Genomic DNA, 16,172 nt, shown 5'->3' on the forward strand with positions numbered 1-16,172 from the left:
CGGAACACCGGTACCAAAAACCCGCATCTGACAACTTGGTTGCCGGCACCGGAATCGTTGGTGACCACCCACTTGTCCGCAATGCAGATTCGCAGTGTCTGCAATGCGGGTGAGGGGTCAGCGGGCGCCACTATGCCCCTGCATAGTCATGGGCATTTATTGACGTATCGGCGACGAGGTTGACTGCATCAGAATCGTTGGTGTTTACCAACTTGTCCGCAACGCGGAGTTTGTCCTTGTCGCATCAGCCCAGTTTTTGACCGTGCTCTTAAAGAGGTATCCCAGCAACCATGTCGAAATAGTTGGTGTATCCCCACTTGTCCGCAATGCGGAGTACGTTTGTCGGCAATGTGGAGAAATTTTCATGTGGCCAAAGGCAGTCGAGTAGTTCTACAACCTGTCTGTAGTATGCTGCACGACGCTCTCCGGCAAATGCGAACGTCGGCACGTCTGCGGGGCGCTTTTTGTAATTTTGTCATGATTCGAAAGCGTCATTTTCGGGGGTGATTCCAGCTGCTCCGGGTGCGTTTTTTAACCAGAAGGCTAAGCGATTTGCGATAGATCGTAGTTCTTCGTCGGCCTCATGCCGTGTATCCCAGGATGCGAAAAGGGGGCAGGTAATTGGTTCGCCATTTGCGCGCGCGGTTTTTGCTGCTAACCCTAGAGCGGGTAATTCGGTAACTATGGCGTAGCCGTATCCATTTGCGGCGAGGCTTTGTGCAACTACCCCCGTGGTTACATAACGTTTTCGAACCTCGCTATTCAGTGTGTTGTATTTAGAGAATACGGCGTGGGGCACGCCGGTTCTTGGGAGTATCCATTCTTCGTCTTTGAAATTTTCTAGATCGATGAAGTGGTGTTCTTTCGATACTTTTTGTATAGCAATATCTGGCGCTTGGACCCTGATATTTAGGCTAGCAACCTCCATTGAACAACGATCTGGGGGAGGTCTCAGAGTCGTGATGGCCAGGTCGGCTCCAGTCTCAAGTCGCTTGTCCGCTTCAGTGGCGTCAACGATTACTAGGTCGATGATTGGGGGGTTTACATCGGCAATGAACGGGGCGAGGATTGCGTGCGCTGTGGTCTGTGTGCATGCGATTTTGAATACAGATTTTCTTGAATATCTCAGTTTCATGAGAGCTATCGATCTGTCGAGTTCGAGAAGAATTCCTTTAGTAAGTGATACGAACTCTTCCCCGGCTGGCGTGAGAACAGTGCCTGTAGAGCGCCTGTAGAAGACTTGTGTCCCGATTTCTTCTTCGATCGCGCGAATTTGTCTGGAGACAGTTGGCTGCGCCAGTTCTAGAAAGCTGGCTGCCCGACTCATCGACCCTTCGCTAACCACAGTATGGAGGGTCCGAATTTCGCTTAAGTCCAAGGTATGTCCTAGAGGTATGGGGGGTAACGGTTGATAGTTATTCAAAGCATAGCGGCAAGATGTTAGTTTTCTGGGATCCAATTGTGAGCGCAGGCACAAATGGTCAATTGATGTAAGCGAAGGCACTATGAGGAGGGTGTGATGGCTGACTATTTCGAATTGCGTTACCTCGAAGATGAGGTTGAAATTCATGTTGATGAATGGGGCGTTCCACACATTTTCGGCTCAACGAAAAACGATGTCTTTCTAGCGCAAGGCTTCAACGCTGCGCGAGATCGTCTGTTCCAGTTAGATTTTTCCCGAAGAAGAGGGCTCGGACGGCTCGCCGAGGTATTCGGTAGTGATTTCGTGGAATGGGACAGGGCTGCACGTCTTTTTATCTACCGTGGAGATTTTCGTGCTGAGTGGCTTGCCTACGGTAACGATGCGAAAGCTATCGTGACAAGTTTTGTAAATGGGGTGAATGGCTTCATTGATTTGGTGGTGAGTGGTGCTATGCCGCTTCCCCTTGAATTCGAAAAGTTAGGTTACCTACCCGAGAAATGGGCGCCAGAGGATCTACTGAGGCTTCGTTCCCATTCTCTGTCTTTTAATGCCGCGGAAGAGGCAGTACGGGCGCGGTTAGCTCATGAATGGAACCACTCAGTTGCGAGTCTGCGCAAGCTTTTTGAGCCCGCAATAGAGTTTGAAGTTCCTGAGGGGCTAGATTTTTCTGTGTTCGCAGAAGACGTGATGAAAGACTATTGGCTTGGAACTGGGCCTATTGTTCGATCCGAAGATTCCAACTCTGGAATCGGTCGTGTGCAGCAGCCAAGTGATGGTTCAAACAACTGGGTTCTGTCTGGTGATTTGACCTCTACAGGAAGGCCAATTCTTTGTAACGACCCCCACCGCGTTACGTCGAGTATGCCGTCATTGCGGTATATTGCGCACCTATCTTGTAGGGACTTCGATGTAATAGGTGGTGGAGAGCCACTACTCCCGGGGGTTTCTATTGGACACAATGGCAAAGTCGCGTTCGGGCTTACGATTTTCGCCATTGACCAGGAAGATCTCTTTGTCCATGTGCTGAATCCGAATAACCCAGATGAGTATCAATTTGAAGGTGCTTGGCGAAAGTTCTCAGAAGTTACGGAGGAGATTCACTCGTGCGATGGGCCGGAGCAGACGGTCGTTCTCCGTTTCTCAGAGTTTGGTCCAGTTATCTATCATGACCCTGAGAGGCACGTCGCAGTATCACTGGCAGCCGCTTGGCTAGAGCCTGGAGGGGCACCTTATCTCGGTTCTATTGAATACATGCGGGCCGATAATATTGATGAGTTTCTCGAGGCGATGAATCGATGGTGTGCTCCGCCTGAAAACCAGATCGTTGCCGAACCTGGTGGGAGAATCGCCTGGCAACCTGGTGGCATTATTCCCAAGCGGAAGAATTGGAATGGTCTGTTCCCGGTTCCGGGTGATGGTCAGTACGTTTGGGATGGCTTCTATGACAACGATGTTCTGCCTGGGTTCGCGAAAGATAGCGGCTATTTTGCCACTGCGAACCAGTATCTTTTGCCAGAAGAATTCCCACGGGAAGTGCATATCTCCTATGAGTGGTACGACGATGTCCGTTATCGGCGTATCAAAGAGTGGCTAGATGACGCACGAGAGGTCACGATTCGGGAAGCATTTGATTTTCAAACAGATGATTTAAACCTGCATGCACGGGAAACGATCGTCGTACTCAAGCAAGTCGCGCAGTTTCAGGACCATGCACTCGGGAGACTTGTTGACGCATGGGATTTTCGGATGTCGGCTGGGTCGACACAAGCGCATGCATGGGAACTGTTTTTCTGGGAACACTTGGTCCCTACCGTCCTGCGTTCTCAACTTAAGACCTTGGGATACGAGGGCGAGGCTGAGAAGATTCTTGGGATTCTTATTCCGGACCTGGCTGCTGAGAGAGATTCTCGAGTTGCTTTGAGCCTTATGCGGGATTGGGCTGACTCCGACCAAAGGAAGCTTGATCTTGCTGTAGAACATGCACTTATCAGTTTTGACGCCTTTGTCGACATGGACAAGCTTTGCCCCTGGGGTGATGTTCATATGCGCTACGCCGATCACGCGTTTGCTGATTTGCTCATCGAAGCAGGTGTAGAAGAAAAGTTGGTTCGCTCTGGGGAATATGAAGTGCCAGGAAGTGGAGAGACAGTTGGCCTGGCTGGATACGCCAGTACGGGGGATTACAGGCAGATCTATGGCAGCTCATTCAGGGTAGCGATTGACGTTGGGGAATGGGACAACTCAATTGCGCTTAATGGACCAGGGCAAAGCGGAGATCTCTCGTCTGGATACCAGTTTGAACACATGGACAGATGGGTGAAAGGAGAGCCATTTCCTTTGCTGTACTCCAAAGGTCTAATTGAAAAACACCGCCGTCAACTAATTATTTTGAAGCCGCGATAGGAGAGAAAAATGCCCGATTATATTTCGTATGCTCAATCGCCAGCCATGTGGATGTTTTCGCTAGCCGTAATGGCTGTGATTGTTTTTCAGGCAGTCGTGTTCTTTCGCCTAGCCAAGCAAAATGCCCAGGAAGGCCATATTGAGAATAAAGAACTTATGCAGGCAATGAGGGCTGGGGCTATTTCAGCGATTGGACCGTCTGTGGCAGTGGGGATCGTGGCCTTGTCCCTGATTCCTATCTTCGGTACTCCGCCCGTCCTAATGCGTATCGGAATGATTGGATCGGTGCCGTATGAGCTGGCTGCCGCAAATGCTGCAGCTGAATCAATGAATGCACCGATGGGGAGCGAGAACTTTGACGCAGTTGTTTTCGCCACGGTCTTCTTCACAATGGCGTTGGGCGCAGGAGTCTGGATGCTCGAGGTAGTTCTAGCAACTAGTGCGATGGGCAAGATGTCCGAGAAGCTAAGCGAATGGAAGCCATGGGCTATGGCTGCACTAACAGGAGGCGCACTTCTGGGTGCTTTTGCCTTCCTGACTGTCAGTCAGGCCTCTGGCGGATCGAAGAACCTGGCCGTCATGGCGGGCTCCTCCGGTGCAATGGTGATCTTCCTACTGTTGTCGGAGCGATTGAATATGCGTTGGCTCAGAGAGTGGGCGCTTGGTTTTGCAATGATTATTGGCCTAGCAGTTGCATACTTTGTGGCTGCGTAATCGAGGAGCATCTGAAATGAAGACCAAAGCAATGTCTGATGACGTTTACATTAACCGGATTAATTTTTGGGGCAGAATCACAGTTGGGCTCGGGTTGATTCTGGCAATGGCCGCTCCGATCTACCTCTTCACGGTCGAAGGGTTGTTTCCGGGGTGGGGAGTACTCGGCACATGTTTCTTGGCGGTTGCCGTAATTTATGCTGCGAACTGGGTTGTTGAACCTGCAACCTATTTCCCGATGCTGGGAGTGTCAGGCACTTATCAAGCCTGGCTCGTAGGAAATATCTCTAACAAGTTACTTCCCGCGTCTGTGACAGCACAAGCAGCAGTCGATGCTAAGCCAGGTACGAAGAAAGCAGAGCTAACAGCAGTTGCCGCTATTTCTGGTGCTGTTATTGTTCACGTAACAGTGATGATCCTTGCAGTAGCTATTTTCGGCAACTGGATTATTGCAGTTCTTCCTGAGAGTGTTCGCGCAACTTTTGACTACATTCTTCCCGCGATTATTGGTGCAGTCTTTGTGCAATTGGCTGTAGTGGTTAAGTCGATTCCCACGACACTGGTTTCGCTTGTGACTGCAGCCGGAGTCGTATTCGCTTTCGCGCCTGCTTTCCCTGACTGGACGGCATTCTCTCTACCGATTGTTGTACTGAGCTCGGTCGCCGCATCAATGTTCTTCGGTTCTCGTGCTGCGAACAAAGCGCAAGATGGTGGCAAGGAAACTGTCCCCGGAAGAGTTGAGATTTAATCGATCTCGAGAGTCTGCTCGCCTCACAGTCCCAGTGTCTTGATCCTTGACACTGGGATGGGTGAAATTGGGAAAAGAAGAAAGAGAGCGCTTTTCCGATAACAACGCATTTGGTCAATAGGAGACGGATATGGCGTACGTTGCATTGATTGCGACTGGCGGAACGATTGCTTCAACTCGTTCAGAGGATGGAGCTTCCGTCGGGGTGACAGCCGAGATGTTTGATTTAGGGACCGAAAGCAATCTGGAAGTAAGACGGGTCGATGCCATTTCAGAGGGCAGCTACCGCCTCACATTTGAGGACTTGTCAGTGATTGCCGATGTCGTAAACCGATCTCTCAAGGACTCTGATTGCATTGGTGCCGTGATCACGCACGGGACAGACACGATGGAGGAAACTGCTTATTTTCTTGACCTTGTAATTGCGACTGATAAGCCTATCGTGCTTACTGGTGCCCAACGTACTTTCGATACACCGGACTCTGATGGACCACGGAATCTCCAAGATTCTTTGACGGTTGCTGCATCGCCGAGGGCTCGTAATCTCGGAGTTGTGGTGTGTTTTGCAGGAAATGTTTGGAACGCTCGAGGGGTTCGGAAGTGTCACACGATCCAGTCGCAGGCATTCACTGGAACGAAAGTAGGGGAGGTTTACGAGGACGCCTTTACGCTCGTTGCTTTGCCTGAGACGAACGAGACTCTTGATTTTGATGCTGGTAAATTTTCTGAGGGAAACATTCCAATCATTACCTATGGCATTGGAACCGATACAGTCCTATTCGAAGCGGCACGCGCTACAGATCCTACGGCAATAGTTCTTGAAGGCTGTGGTTCTGGCAATGCGGGAATAGGGTTTGCAGAGGCTATTGCTAAAACTGCTGAATCGGATATTCCCGTTATTCTTGCAACACGCGTTGAAGAAGGTCCAGTGATTCCGATGTATGGGAACGGTGGAGGTGTTGACCTGGTCAGAGCAGGGGCAATTACTGCAGGAACCCTAAGCGTTTTTCAGGCCAGGGTGTTGGCCGCAGTCGCCGCAAGTACCGCAGAAAATTTTCAGGCGTTCCGCGAAAGATTTATCCGTTTACGCGGTTGAGATGCTCGGCTAGGGGACTTGGAGTTTTAGACAGAAGCGCGGGTTCCCGTTGACACCGGTGCAAAATGTAGCTCAGCTGGCTGCGTGATTTTACACTCCGCCCAGGTCAGCGAAAGGTATGATGTCACGTTTTACATTTTGGCGCGTCGTGGCGCAGCGAGGCGTGGCGCAGCATGGCGCAGAGCTGGCGGAGCCGCCAGAGCAACCGAAGCAGGCGGTGCCTGAGGGCCCGCAAAGGACAGAACTACAACTCCACGACGGTGTTCTTGGACTGCTCGAGGAGGTCCTTCTTCTTGCGGGCGCGCTCGAGTTTGGACCATTGGTCGCCGGGGACGGCGTTGCGGGCTTCGTCGATGACGGCCACGTCGGGGGTGCCCCAGGCGATCGGCATCGGGGTGATCATCTGCCACATCTTCTTGTTCTGTGTGGAGCGCTGGGCGCCCACGGCGGCGACAGGGATCTTGGTGCCCGCCTTGTCCGAAGTGTTGGGGATCGGGTGGTAGACGCGGGAGGTGATGCCCCAGCGTGGCGGCAGGGAGGGCTCGACGTTGAGGTTCACCAGGGCGGTCAGGGTGATGGTGGTGCCGACGCGTTCGGTGATGATGGCTGGGGCCAGCGGGTTGGCGTCGTAAAGTTCTTGCGTCTTGCCCACACTGCGGGGGATGAGCAGGCCCACGACGAGCATCATGAGGCCGAAGAGGGCAAGGCCGAACGTGCCCAGGGTGTGCCAGGGGGATTCGGGGTCGACGAAGAACCAGACGGCTGCGGCGCCGAGCAGGGAGATCACAAAGAGGGCGACGCCTGAAGCGACGAGGCTGCGGGTGTCGCGGATCATTTCGTTGTGTTGCTTTGCATACTCTTCGTCGACGTCGAACTTGAAAACCTTCATGGGGAAGAGTTTAGAGGTCGGAGGCGTCGACGAGTCGATACGCGTAGCCCTGCTCGGCGAGGAAGCGCTGGCGGTGGATGGCGTATTCGGCGTCGAGGGTGTCGCGGGCGACAACGGTGTAGAACACGGCCTCTGCGCCGTCGGCCTTAGGGCGCAGCAGCCGGCCCAGGCGCTGCGCTTCTTCTTGGCGGGAGCCGAAGGTGCCGGAAACCTGGATGGCCACGGCGGCTTCGGGCAGGTCGATGGAGAAGTTCGCCACCTTGGACACCACCAGCGTGGAGATTTCGCCGTCGCGGAAGGCCTGGAAGGCTTCTTCGCGTTTCTTGGTGGTGGTTTTGCCGTCGACAAGTGGGGCGTCGATGCGCGCGGCGATCTCCTCGAGTTGGTCGACGTAGGCGCCGATGATCAAGGTCTGCTGGCCTTCATGTTTTGCAAGCAGCTTATCGACGACCCCAAGCTTCGCCTTCGAACACGCCGCCAACCGGTAGCGTTCGCGGGTTTCGGCGGTGGCGTAGGTGAGGCGTTCGTCGTCGCCAAGTGTGGTGCGCACTTCGACGCATTCGGCGGTGGCGATGTAGCCGGCCATTTCGAGTTCTTTCCAGGGGGCGTCGTAACGCTTGGGGCCGATGAGGGAGAACACGTCGTCCTCGCGGCCGTCCTCGCGCACCAGCGTGGCGGTCAGGCCCAGGCGCCGGCGGGACTGGAGGTCGGCGGCCATGCGGAAGACGGGGGCGGGCAGGAGATGGACTTCGTCGTAGATGATGAGGCCCCAGTCGCGGGAGTCGAAAAGTTCGAGCGCGCGGTATTCACCCTTCGTCTTGCGGGTGACCACCTGGTAAGTGGCGATGGTGACCGGGCGGATCTCCTTCTTCTCCCCGGAGTACTCGCCGATCTCCTCGGGCGTGAGCGTGGTGCGGCGCAGCAGTTCGTCGCGCCATTGGCGGCCAGCGACGGTGTTGGTGACCAGGATCAGCGTGGTGGTCTGCGCCTGCGCCATCGACGCCGCGCCCACAATGGTTTTGCCCGCGCCGCACGGCAACACGACGACGCCGGAGCCGCCCTCCCAGAATGACTCGGCGGCGTACTGCTGGTAGTCGCGCAACTCCCAACCGTCGTGGTTGAGCGCGATCGGGTGAGACTCGCCGTCGACGTAGCCGGCGAGGTCCTCCACAGGCCAGCCGAGTTTGGTCAGTTCCTGTTTGATTTGGCCGCGGGCGGATGGGTGGACGGGGATGGTGGTGTCGTCGATACGCGATGCGACCAGCGGAATGATCTTCTTGGAGCGGGTGACCTCGGTGAGGATTGCCGGGTCGTCGGCCTCGAGGATGAGCCCGTGCGCGGGGTGCTTGACCAGCTTGAGACGGCCGTAGCGCGCCATGGTCTCCGCAACATCCACGAGCAGCGGCTGTGGGACGGGGAAGCGGGAGAACCGTTCGAGCACGTCAACGGCCTGCTCGGCGTCGAAGCCGGCGGCGCGCGCGTTCCACAGCGCGAGCGGGGTGATGCGGTAGGTGTGGATGTGCTCAGGTGCGCGCTCGAGCTCCGCAAACGGGGCGAGCGCGGCACGGGCTTTGGGTGCGTCCGGGTGCGCGACCTCGAGCAGCACAGTTTTGTCCGACTGGACGATAAGCGGGCCGTCGCCGAGAGCCATGCGATCTACTCCTCCTGTTCGTAGGCGTTGGTAGTCTACGGGCATGGCTGCGAAAAACACATCCGTTGTCCTCGGCGAACGCTACGACAAATTCATCGCCCAACTGCTCGAAGACGGCCGCTACGCCTCCGCCAGCGAAGTCCTGCGCGAAGGCCTGCGACTGGTGGAGGAGCGGGAGCAGAAGTTTAAAGCGCTACGCAAGGCCGCGGAGAACGGCGACATTGACGCGAAGGCGTTTATCGACGAACTGCGCTAACCCCTCCGAAGCACCTGTGACCACTTGGTTACGCTGCCGTTGTTGAGGATCGTGCGCTTGTAAATGCCGGCGGCGCCCCACACGACGAGCACGGTGGTGACCGCAGCGAGTGCGAAGGATCCCGCGAGCTGGACGGCGGTGAAGTCGCCAGCTGCGTAGGTCAAGGGCGCGCTGAAGATCGAAAACGGCGGGATCCAGCTCATCACCTGCATGAAGGTTGAGTCGGTGTTGGACCAACCAAACGACGAGATGTACACGCACGCCATCAGCAGGATCAGAATCGGCATCTGGGTGGACTGCAGGTCCTCGGTGCGCTGCACCATCGCGCCGGCGGCGGCGTAGAGGCCGCCGAAAAACAGCATGGACAACAGCCAGGCGACAAGCAGGATGGGGAGGACGGACCAGTCGACTTCGACATCGTCGATAAGACCCGAGACCTTCAGACCAATGCCGCCGACAGCAAGCAACATTGCGGTGGCGAGGAATCCGAAGATGACGGTGCCCAGCAGTTTGCCGGCGAGGAAGTCCAGCGGGCGAACGGAGGCCAAGATGAGCTCGACGACACGCGACGACTTCTCCTCGGTGACGCGGCTGCCCACCTGGGCCACAAATGTGATCACCGTGAACATGACGATGATCAGCGCGAAGAAGGTGGTGACCAGGCGGGGCAATAGCTGTGCGGTGTCGTCGCCTTCGATGTCGTTGATGTCCACCGGCACGACGTTGATCCGCGGTGAGGCGGCCTCGTAGTCGGCGGGGCTAATGCCCAGGTTGCTTAAGGTTTCGGCGCGCGCCTGCTGTTGGGAGAGGGCGTCGAGGCCGGTGAGGATGGTGGTGGAGGGGGAGCCGTCCGCAAGGACTTCCCAGGTGTCGCCCTCGACAATCAGGGCGGCCTCCACGTCGCCGTCGCGGACTAACTGTTCGGCTTCGTTGCGGTCGGTGGCGGTGCGGGCGTCGTAGCCGGCGTCGTCGAGAAGCTGCTCTGCGATGCCCACGGCGGCGATGGCCGGGCCGCCGGCTTCCGCTTCGGCGTCGTCCTTGTTTTTCATCCAGGTGCCGAAGCCGATCATGCCGAGAATGGCCAGCAACATGATCACGAGCGTGACAATGACGCCCTTCTTCAGCAGCAGAATCTGCACCTCGCGCTTCGCGGTGGTGGTGATGGTGTGCATGGGGGAGTAGGTCTTCATTACTTCACAACCTCCTTGAACAGCTCGGCCAGATCCGGCACGACGCGGGTGAACTCGTGGACTGGGCCGGCGGCCATGGCGGCGCGGAGGATGTCCTGGTCGTTGTCGGCGGAAGTGGTTTCGACGATGACGTGGGTGGGAGTGTCGCTAATAAGCGTGGCGCAGTCGGGGATCCAGCCGCGCGCCTGCGTGCCGACGCGGAAACGCACCGGGCCGCCCGAGCGCAGCTCATCGACGGTGCCTTCGGCCACCATGCGGCCGCGGGTGACGATGCCGATGCGGTCGCAAAGCCGCTGCACCAAATCGAGCTGGTGCGACGAGAAGATGACTGGCACGCCGGCGCGGGCGCGGTCGGTGAGCATCGTGCTCATCACGTCCACGGCAACCGGGTCCAGGCCGGAGAACGGCTCGTCGAGGATGAGCACCTCCGGATCGTGGATCAGGCTGGCGGCCAACTGCACGCGCTGCTGGTTGCCCAGGGAGAGGTCGTCGAGCTTGTCGCCCAGACGCTCACCGAGGCCCAACTCCTCGAGCAGTTCGGTGCCGCGCCTTTTGGCGGCTGCGCCGTCGACGCCGTGGAGTTTGGCCAAAAAGATCAGCTGATCCAGGATCTTTTCCTTGCCGTAGAGCCCGCGTTCTTCTGGCATGTAGCCGATGCGGCGACGGGAGTCGTCGTCAAGCGGACGCCCATCGAGGAGCACCTCGCCAGAATCGGCGCTGAGCACGCCCAACGCGATGCGCATCGTGGTGGATTTTCCGGCGCCGTTGGAACCGACGAAACCGTACATTTCCCCGTCGCGGACGGTGAAGTCCATTCCGTCGAGGGCCTGGACGTCGCCGAAGCGTTTGTGAAGGTCCTGAATCTGAAACGTAGTCACCCGACAAAAACTAGCAAAGGATTCGACTTCGCTCAGGGCGGGTTTACCATGAACTCATGACTGCAACCATCTCATCCCCTGCGGCGCATCTGGCCCGCGAACTCGGCGCCGACGAGGCGCTGTCCACGCGCCCGATCGACCGCATCAAGTACGCCCACGACGCATCCCACTTCCTCTACACCCCGGATGTGGTGGTGGAGGCGCGCAACGCGAACGACGTTGCGGCGGCGTTCCGCGCGTCGGCATCCTCCGGCGCCCCAGTGGTGCTTCGCGGCGGCGGTACCTCCCTGTCCGGCCAGGCAGGTGGTGCGGGCATGCTGGTGGACGTGCGTAAGCACTTCCGCGGCGTGGAGGTACTTGACGGTGGCAAGCGCGTGCGTGTCCAGCCCGGCTCCACGGTGCGCCAGGTCAACGCGCACCTGGCCGCGTTCGGCCGCAAGATCGGACCGGACCCGGCGTCCGAGGGCGCCGCGACGATGGGTGGCGTGATTGCCAACAACTCCTCCGGCATGGCGTGCGGTACGGAGTTCAACACCTACAACACCATCGAGTCCGTCACCTTCGTCCTGCCGTCCGGCACCGTGATCAACACCGCCCACCCAGATGCGGAAGCGCAGTTCGCGCGCCAGGAGCCGGAGCTCGTGGACACGATCGAGAAGCTCAAGCGACGTGTGCGCGACAACAAGGAATCCGTAGACACCATCGAGCGCCACTTCGCGCTGAAAAACACGATGGGCTACAGCCTGAATTCGTTCTTGGATTACGACTCGCCGCTGGACATCTTCATGCACCTGCTGGTCGCATCCGAGGGCACACTCGCGTTCATCGCAGAGGCCGTCCTGCGCACCATCGAGGTGCCGAAACTGAAGACGACCACCATCGCGGTGTACCCGACACTGGACGCCGCGACGCGCTCCCTGCCGGCCCTGTTTGAGTCGAAGGCGGCGACGCTGGAGTTGATGGATTCGCGCTCCATCAAGGTCGGCCGCACCTTTGATTCGGTGCCGGAGCAGATCACCGGCTTCGAACTTGGCGGCCAGGCGGCGCTGCTCATCGAATACCACGCCAACGAGGCCGAGCAGCTGCGCGAATACGAGCAGGCTGGCTCCAAACTCCTGCGCGAGTTCGACCTGCAGACCCCGGCGCAGTTCAGCACCGACCCCATCGAGGCAGCCAAGGCGTGGGCGTTCCGCAAGGGCCTCTACGCCCAGGTCGCGGAGGCGCGCCCGTCCGGCACCACCGCGCTGCTTGAGGACATCGCAGTGCCCGTCGAAGACCTCGCCGACACTTGCGGCGGGTTGCAGCAGCTTTTCGACGCCTACCGGTACGACGACGCCGTCATCTTCGGCCACGCCAAGGACGGCAACATCCACTTCCTGATCACTGACCGCTTCGAGGGCGACGAGAACCTCACGCGTTACGACGGCTTCAACGAGGACATGGTGGACCTCGTGCTCGGCGCCGGCGGCAACCTCAAGGCAGAGCACGGCACCGGCCGCGTCATGGCGCCGTACGTGCGCCGTCAGTACGGCGAGGAACTCTACGACGTGATGGTGCAGCTCAAGCGCGCCACCGACCCGCGCGGGGTGATGAACCCGGGCGTGATCATCACTGACGACGAGCGCGAACACATGAAGAACTTCAAGCTCAACCCGCAGGTGGAAGACGAAATCGACTCCTGCGTGGAGTGTGGCTACTGCGAGCCGGTGTGCCCCTCGCGCGACCTGACTATGACTCCGCGCCAGCGCATCGTCGTGCGTCGCGCGCGTGCGAAGGCGCTGCAGGAAGGCGACATGGAGCTGGTCAAGCACATCGACGAGGCCTACCAGTACGACGGCATCGATACCTGTGCCGTGGACTCCATGTGTGTCACCGCGTGCCCGGTGGGTATTGACACCGGCAAGTTCATCAAGTCGCTGCGCCGCGGCCAGGCCGGTGCTGTGAAGTCCGCCGGCTGGGCGGCCGCCGCCAAGGCGTGGGGTCCGGGCAACACCTTGGCTTCCACAGCCCTGACCGGCGCGTACATGATGCCGACGAACCTGGTGCAGAAGGTTACTGACGTCGCCCGCGCCCTCGTAGGGGAAGACACCGTTCCGCAGTACCGCCCCGAACTTTCCAAGGGCGGCGCGAAGCGCTCCAAGGCGTTTGGCACGCAGGTCGGCGCGCCGGGCGCGGAGCCTGTCGGTGTGTTTGTCCCGGCGTGTGTGAACTCCATGTTCGGCCCGCAGGGCGAGGGCGTCGGTGCCTCGGAGGCGTTTGCGAAACTCGTCGAGCGCGCCGGTCTGTCCCTCGTCGTTCCGGAGGGTATCGACGGCATGTGCTGCGGCACCCCGTGGACCTCGAAGGGCATGAGCACCGGCCACGACATCATGCAGCGCCGTGTCAACGACCAGCTCATCGCCGCCACCGACGGCGGGCGCCTGCCGGTCGTGGTGGACGCGTCGAGCTGCACGCACGGCTTCCGCGACATGGCCGAAAACATCGGCATCACGGTCATCGACGCCATCGAGTTTGTCGACGAGCACGTGCTCGATCGCCTCACGGTCAACCACAAGGTGCCATCGGTGACGCTGCACCCGACGTGCTCGGCGACCCACCTGGGTATCGTCGATACGCTGAAGCACGTTGCGGCTGCCGCTGCAGAGGAAGTAAACGTTCCGGCCGAGTGGAACTGCTGTGGCTACGCGGGGGATCGCGGCATGCTGCACCCCGAGCTCACCCACGCCGCAACCAAGCGCGAGGCGGCCGAGGCCAAGGAGTTCGGCTCGGCGTGCCACGCGTCGTCCAACCGCACCTGCGAGTTGGGCCTGACGGCCGCGACCGGCGCAGACTACGAGCACATCCTGGAAATCCTGGAGCGCGCCAGCCGCTAGGCCAGCACCACTTTTGTCACCCGCGGCAGGGCGATGCGCACGACCCGGTCCTTGGCCTCGTCGAGCGCGTCCACCTGCCCCGCAGTGACACTCAGCGGCAGGACGGTGATCGTCTTGCCACGTCCCTGCTTGTCCACGTAGCCCACCGTGACATGCCTGCGCGCCCGCGCTGCCGCGCGCAGCGTTTCAAACGCATCCCCGCTGCCAGCATCGGTGGTCTCCGCAGAGCGCAGCTTTGCGACGATCGCACGCACCTGATCCGGCGCCACCCTCCGCGACTTCGGAAGCGTCGATGGCGTTGGCGCGACCAGGGCGGGCTCAGGCGCCATGTTGACGGAAACGCCCTGGTCGTCCTCAGCGGTGGGTTGGAGGCCTGCGGTGCGCAGCGCCGTCATGAGCTTTGCCAGCGGCAGGCGCGAGATGGCCACGGTGGGGGCGAGGACCCGCAGGCCTAACTTCTCTGCTGCGGTAGCGATGAGGGCCGGGTCCTCGGAGCGGATGTAGGCGAGTGCTTCGCCGGCGCGGATGGCGCCGTGGGTGCGGGCAGTGTCGTCGATGATGAAGGTGATGGCCTGGGGGACCTCGCCAAGCACGTGGTCTGCCAGCCAGGAGTGGATCTCCGGGGCGGTCAGTCCACTGTCCAGGCCGCGGCGCACCGAGGCTTCCGAGATGCGCCACACGCTGGCAAGACCAGGCGACTCCAGTTCCGCGATGCGCTCGATGAACCCGGCCATTGCGGGCTCGAGCGGGCCCGGGGCTAGCACCGTCATGTCGGCCTGGGCGATCAACGTGTCCACCGAGGCGGGCACGAGCGTGGCGGTTGCTGCAGCGACGTCTTCACCGTTGATCAGGGCTAACGTCGGGGTCGGCTGCGCTTGGTTGGCCAGCGCGCCGACGAATTCGGCTTCCCGGACAACCGCGGCGATGAGGTTGTCGGAGAACCCCGACGATTCCAGCGGGGCGTGGAAGAGCATCCGGTCCATGTCGCCCGCGTGTCGCAGCATGGTGAGGCGGGCGTGGCGAAGCGCTGGGGCGTGGGCGTCGTCGCTCAGCAACTTCGCCCCTGTATCCACGCGCCACGGGGAGGCCACCCAGCCGGCGAGCACGATCGCCCACTGATCGGACAGTGTCGCGTCAAGCCAGGTCAGGGCGTCGCGAGTGGCGGCGAGCACATCCTCATCGTCGACGTTGCCGCGGCCGACAAGACCCGCGGACTCGCCGACGGTGACAAGCAAGCTCGGGTCGAACCCAAGTGCCTTTTCCAGGTTTGCCGCCGCGCGCACGCCGACGGTGCCGTCTTTGTTCAGTACCACCGGGGTATCCATCAGCGTCATGACCAGTTGGCGCATCTGGCGCACCGCGTCGAGGCCCTGGGCGGTTGCGGTTTCGTCGATAGTGGCCTGATCGATCTCTGGTGCGGCGGGTGGTGCAAGCGGGAACACGCGCGGCGTTGCGCCACGCATCGCGTCGCGCACCGGGCGGGGCAGGCGCACCGTGGTCTCGTTGACGCGCACAAGCAGACCAAGCGCGAGCAACTTGGCCACCGGCGCATCCGGATCCGCATCTGGTGCAGCCGCCGCGGTTGTACCCACCCCGCCGGAGGCCGCGAGCGTGTCCAGCACCTTGCGCTCACGCGCAGGCAGTGACGCCAGCGCCTCGGTCGCGCCGGGCGGCAGCGTATCGGTCACGCGCCAACCGGGAGGCAGGGCAGTCAGCGTGCCGGGGGCGATACGCAACGCCTCATCCGGACCAAACACGAGCGCCAACTCGCGCAGGTGGTGAGTGGAGCCGAAGCCGGTGGCGTTCACAGGCTCAAGCTCCGCTCCGGCATCCGCGAGCTGCTCGAGCACCGCCAGATCCGCGGCGTTGAGGAGACGCAACGCGCGCGATGCCGACCCGGGAAGGCCGAGCCTGGTTGCGAGTGAGCCCACCGACGGCGGGGCGGGGAAGAAGGCATCCGGGCGGGCCTCGATGAGGGCGTGCAGCGCGTCGTCATCGAGCGAACTCAAGAACTTAGGGAACGTAGACATTGCGGGGGTGAGTTTACGTGC

Annotated in this window: 12 protein-coding genes; 6 read left to right on the plus strand and 6 right to left on the minus strand. The window is 59.8% G+C overall.

Annotated elements, in window-relative coordinates; genetic code table 11:
• Positions 1-475: 475 nt before the first annotated feature.
• A complete protein-coding gene (locus HMPREF2736_RS11820) occupies positions 476-1,570 on the minus strand; it encodes a LysR family transcriptional regulator (protein ID WP_083292001.1) in 1,095 nt (364 codons plus the stop codon).
• Between HMPREF2736_RS11820 and HMPREF2736_RS00425 the strand changes: the two genes are divergently transcribed.
• The 4 genes from HMPREF2736_RS00425 (at position 1,520) to HMPREF2736_RS00440 (ending at position 6,384) form a co-directional block, all read left to right on the plus strand.
• Positions 1,520-3,826, plus strand: a complete 2,307-nt coding sequence (locus HMPREF2736_RS00425; RefSeq protein WP_070483753.1) for a penicillin acylase family protein — start codon at positions 1,520-1,522, stop codon at positions 3,824-3,826. The genes HMPREF2736_RS11820 and HMPREF2736_RS00425 overlap by 51 nt on opposite strands.
• A 9-nt stretch (positions 3,827-3,835) precedes the next feature.
• Complete coding sequence (locus HMPREF2736_RS00430; RefSeq protein ID WP_070483751.1) at positions 3,836-4,540, plus strand: DUF5058 family protein; 705 nt, start codon at positions 3,836-3,838, stop codon at positions 4,538-4,540.
• 16 nt (positions 4,541-4,556) lie between these two features.
• Positions 4,557-5,288, plus strand: coding sequence for a hypothetical protein (locus tag HMPREF2736_RS00435; RefSeq protein ID WP_070483748.1), 732 nt, complete (start codon positions 4,557-4,559; stop codon positions 5,286-5,288).
• Between the two features lie 130 nt (positions 5,289-5,418).
• Positions 5,419-6,384 (plus strand): asparaginase, encoded by a 966-nt coding sequence (locus tag HMPREF2736_RS00440; RefSeq protein WP_070483746.1) that lies wholly within the window; start codon positions 5,419-5,421, stop codon positions 6,382-6,384.
• A 244-nt stretch (positions 6,385-6,628) separates the two neighbouring features.
• Here the strand turns inward: HMPREF2736_RS00440 and HMPREF2736_RS00445 are convergent, their stop codons facing one another.
• Positions 6,629-7,273, minus strand: a complete 645-nt coding sequence (locus HMPREF2736_RS00445) for a DUF3239 domain-containing protein (protein WP_070828642.1) — start codon at positions 7,271-7,273, stop codon at positions 6,629-6,631.
• Between the two features lie 10 nt (positions 7,274-7,283).
• On the minus strand, positions 7,284-8,924 hold the full coding sequence (locus tag HMPREF2736_RS00450; protein WP_070828643.1) for a DNA repair helicase XPB: 1,641 nt from the start codon (positions 8,922-8,924) through the stop codon (positions 7,284-7,286).
• A gap of 43 nt (positions 8,925-8,967) precedes the next feature.
• Between HMPREF2736_RS00450 and HMPREF2736_RS00455 the strand changes: the two genes are divergently transcribed.
• On the plus strand, positions 8,968-9,180 hold the full coding sequence (locus HMPREF2736_RS00455) for a type II toxin-antitoxin system ParD family antitoxin (protein ID WP_070614190.1): 213 nt from the start codon (positions 8,968-8,970) through the stop codon (positions 9,178-9,180).
• Here HMPREF2736_RS00455 and HMPREF2736_RS00460 read toward each other — a convergent pair.
• Positions 9,177-10,370: an ABC transporter permease gene (locus tag HMPREF2736_RS00460; RefSeq protein WP_070828644.1), complete on the minus strand. Its 1,194-nt coding sequence runs from the start codon at positions 10,368-10,370 to the stop codon at positions 9,177-9,179. The two genes, HMPREF2736_RS00455 and HMPREF2736_RS00460, sit on opposite strands and share 4 nt — an antisense overlap.
• Positions 10,370-11,185, minus strand: a complete 816-nt coding sequence (locus HMPREF2736_RS00465; RefSeq protein ID WP_083322925.1) for an ABC transporter ATP-binding protein — start codon at positions 11,183-11,185, stop codon at positions 10,370-10,372. The genes HMPREF2736_RS00460 and HMPREF2736_RS00465 overlap by 1 nt, the downstream gene beginning before the upstream one ends.
• 119 nt (positions 11,186-11,304) lie before the next feature.
• Between HMPREF2736_RS00465 and HMPREF2736_RS00470 the strand changes: the two genes are divergently transcribed.
• On the plus strand, positions 11,305-14,121 hold the full coding sequence (locus HMPREF2736_RS00470) for an FAD-binding and (Fe-S)-binding domain-containing protein (protein ID WP_070828646.1): 2,817 nt from the start codon (positions 11,305-11,307) through the stop codon (positions 14,119-14,121).
• On the opposite strand, the gene HMPREF2736_RS00475 is transcribed toward HMPREF2736_RS00470, so the two are convergent.
• A complete protein-coding gene (locus HMPREF2736_RS00475) occupies positions 14,118-16,151 on the minus strand; it encodes a helicase-associated domain-containing protein (RefSeq protein ID WP_070828647.1) in 2,034 nt (677 codons plus the stop codon). The two genes, HMPREF2736_RS00470 and HMPREF2736_RS00475, sit on opposite strands and share 4 nt — an antisense overlap.
• Positions 16,152-16,172 lie beyond the last annotated feature (21 nt).

Source organism: Corynebacterium sp. HMSC036E10 (assembly GCF_001836265.1).
GTDB lineage: Bacteria > Actinomycetota > Actinomycetes > Mycobacteriales > Mycobacteriaceae > Corynebacterium > Corynebacterium coyleae.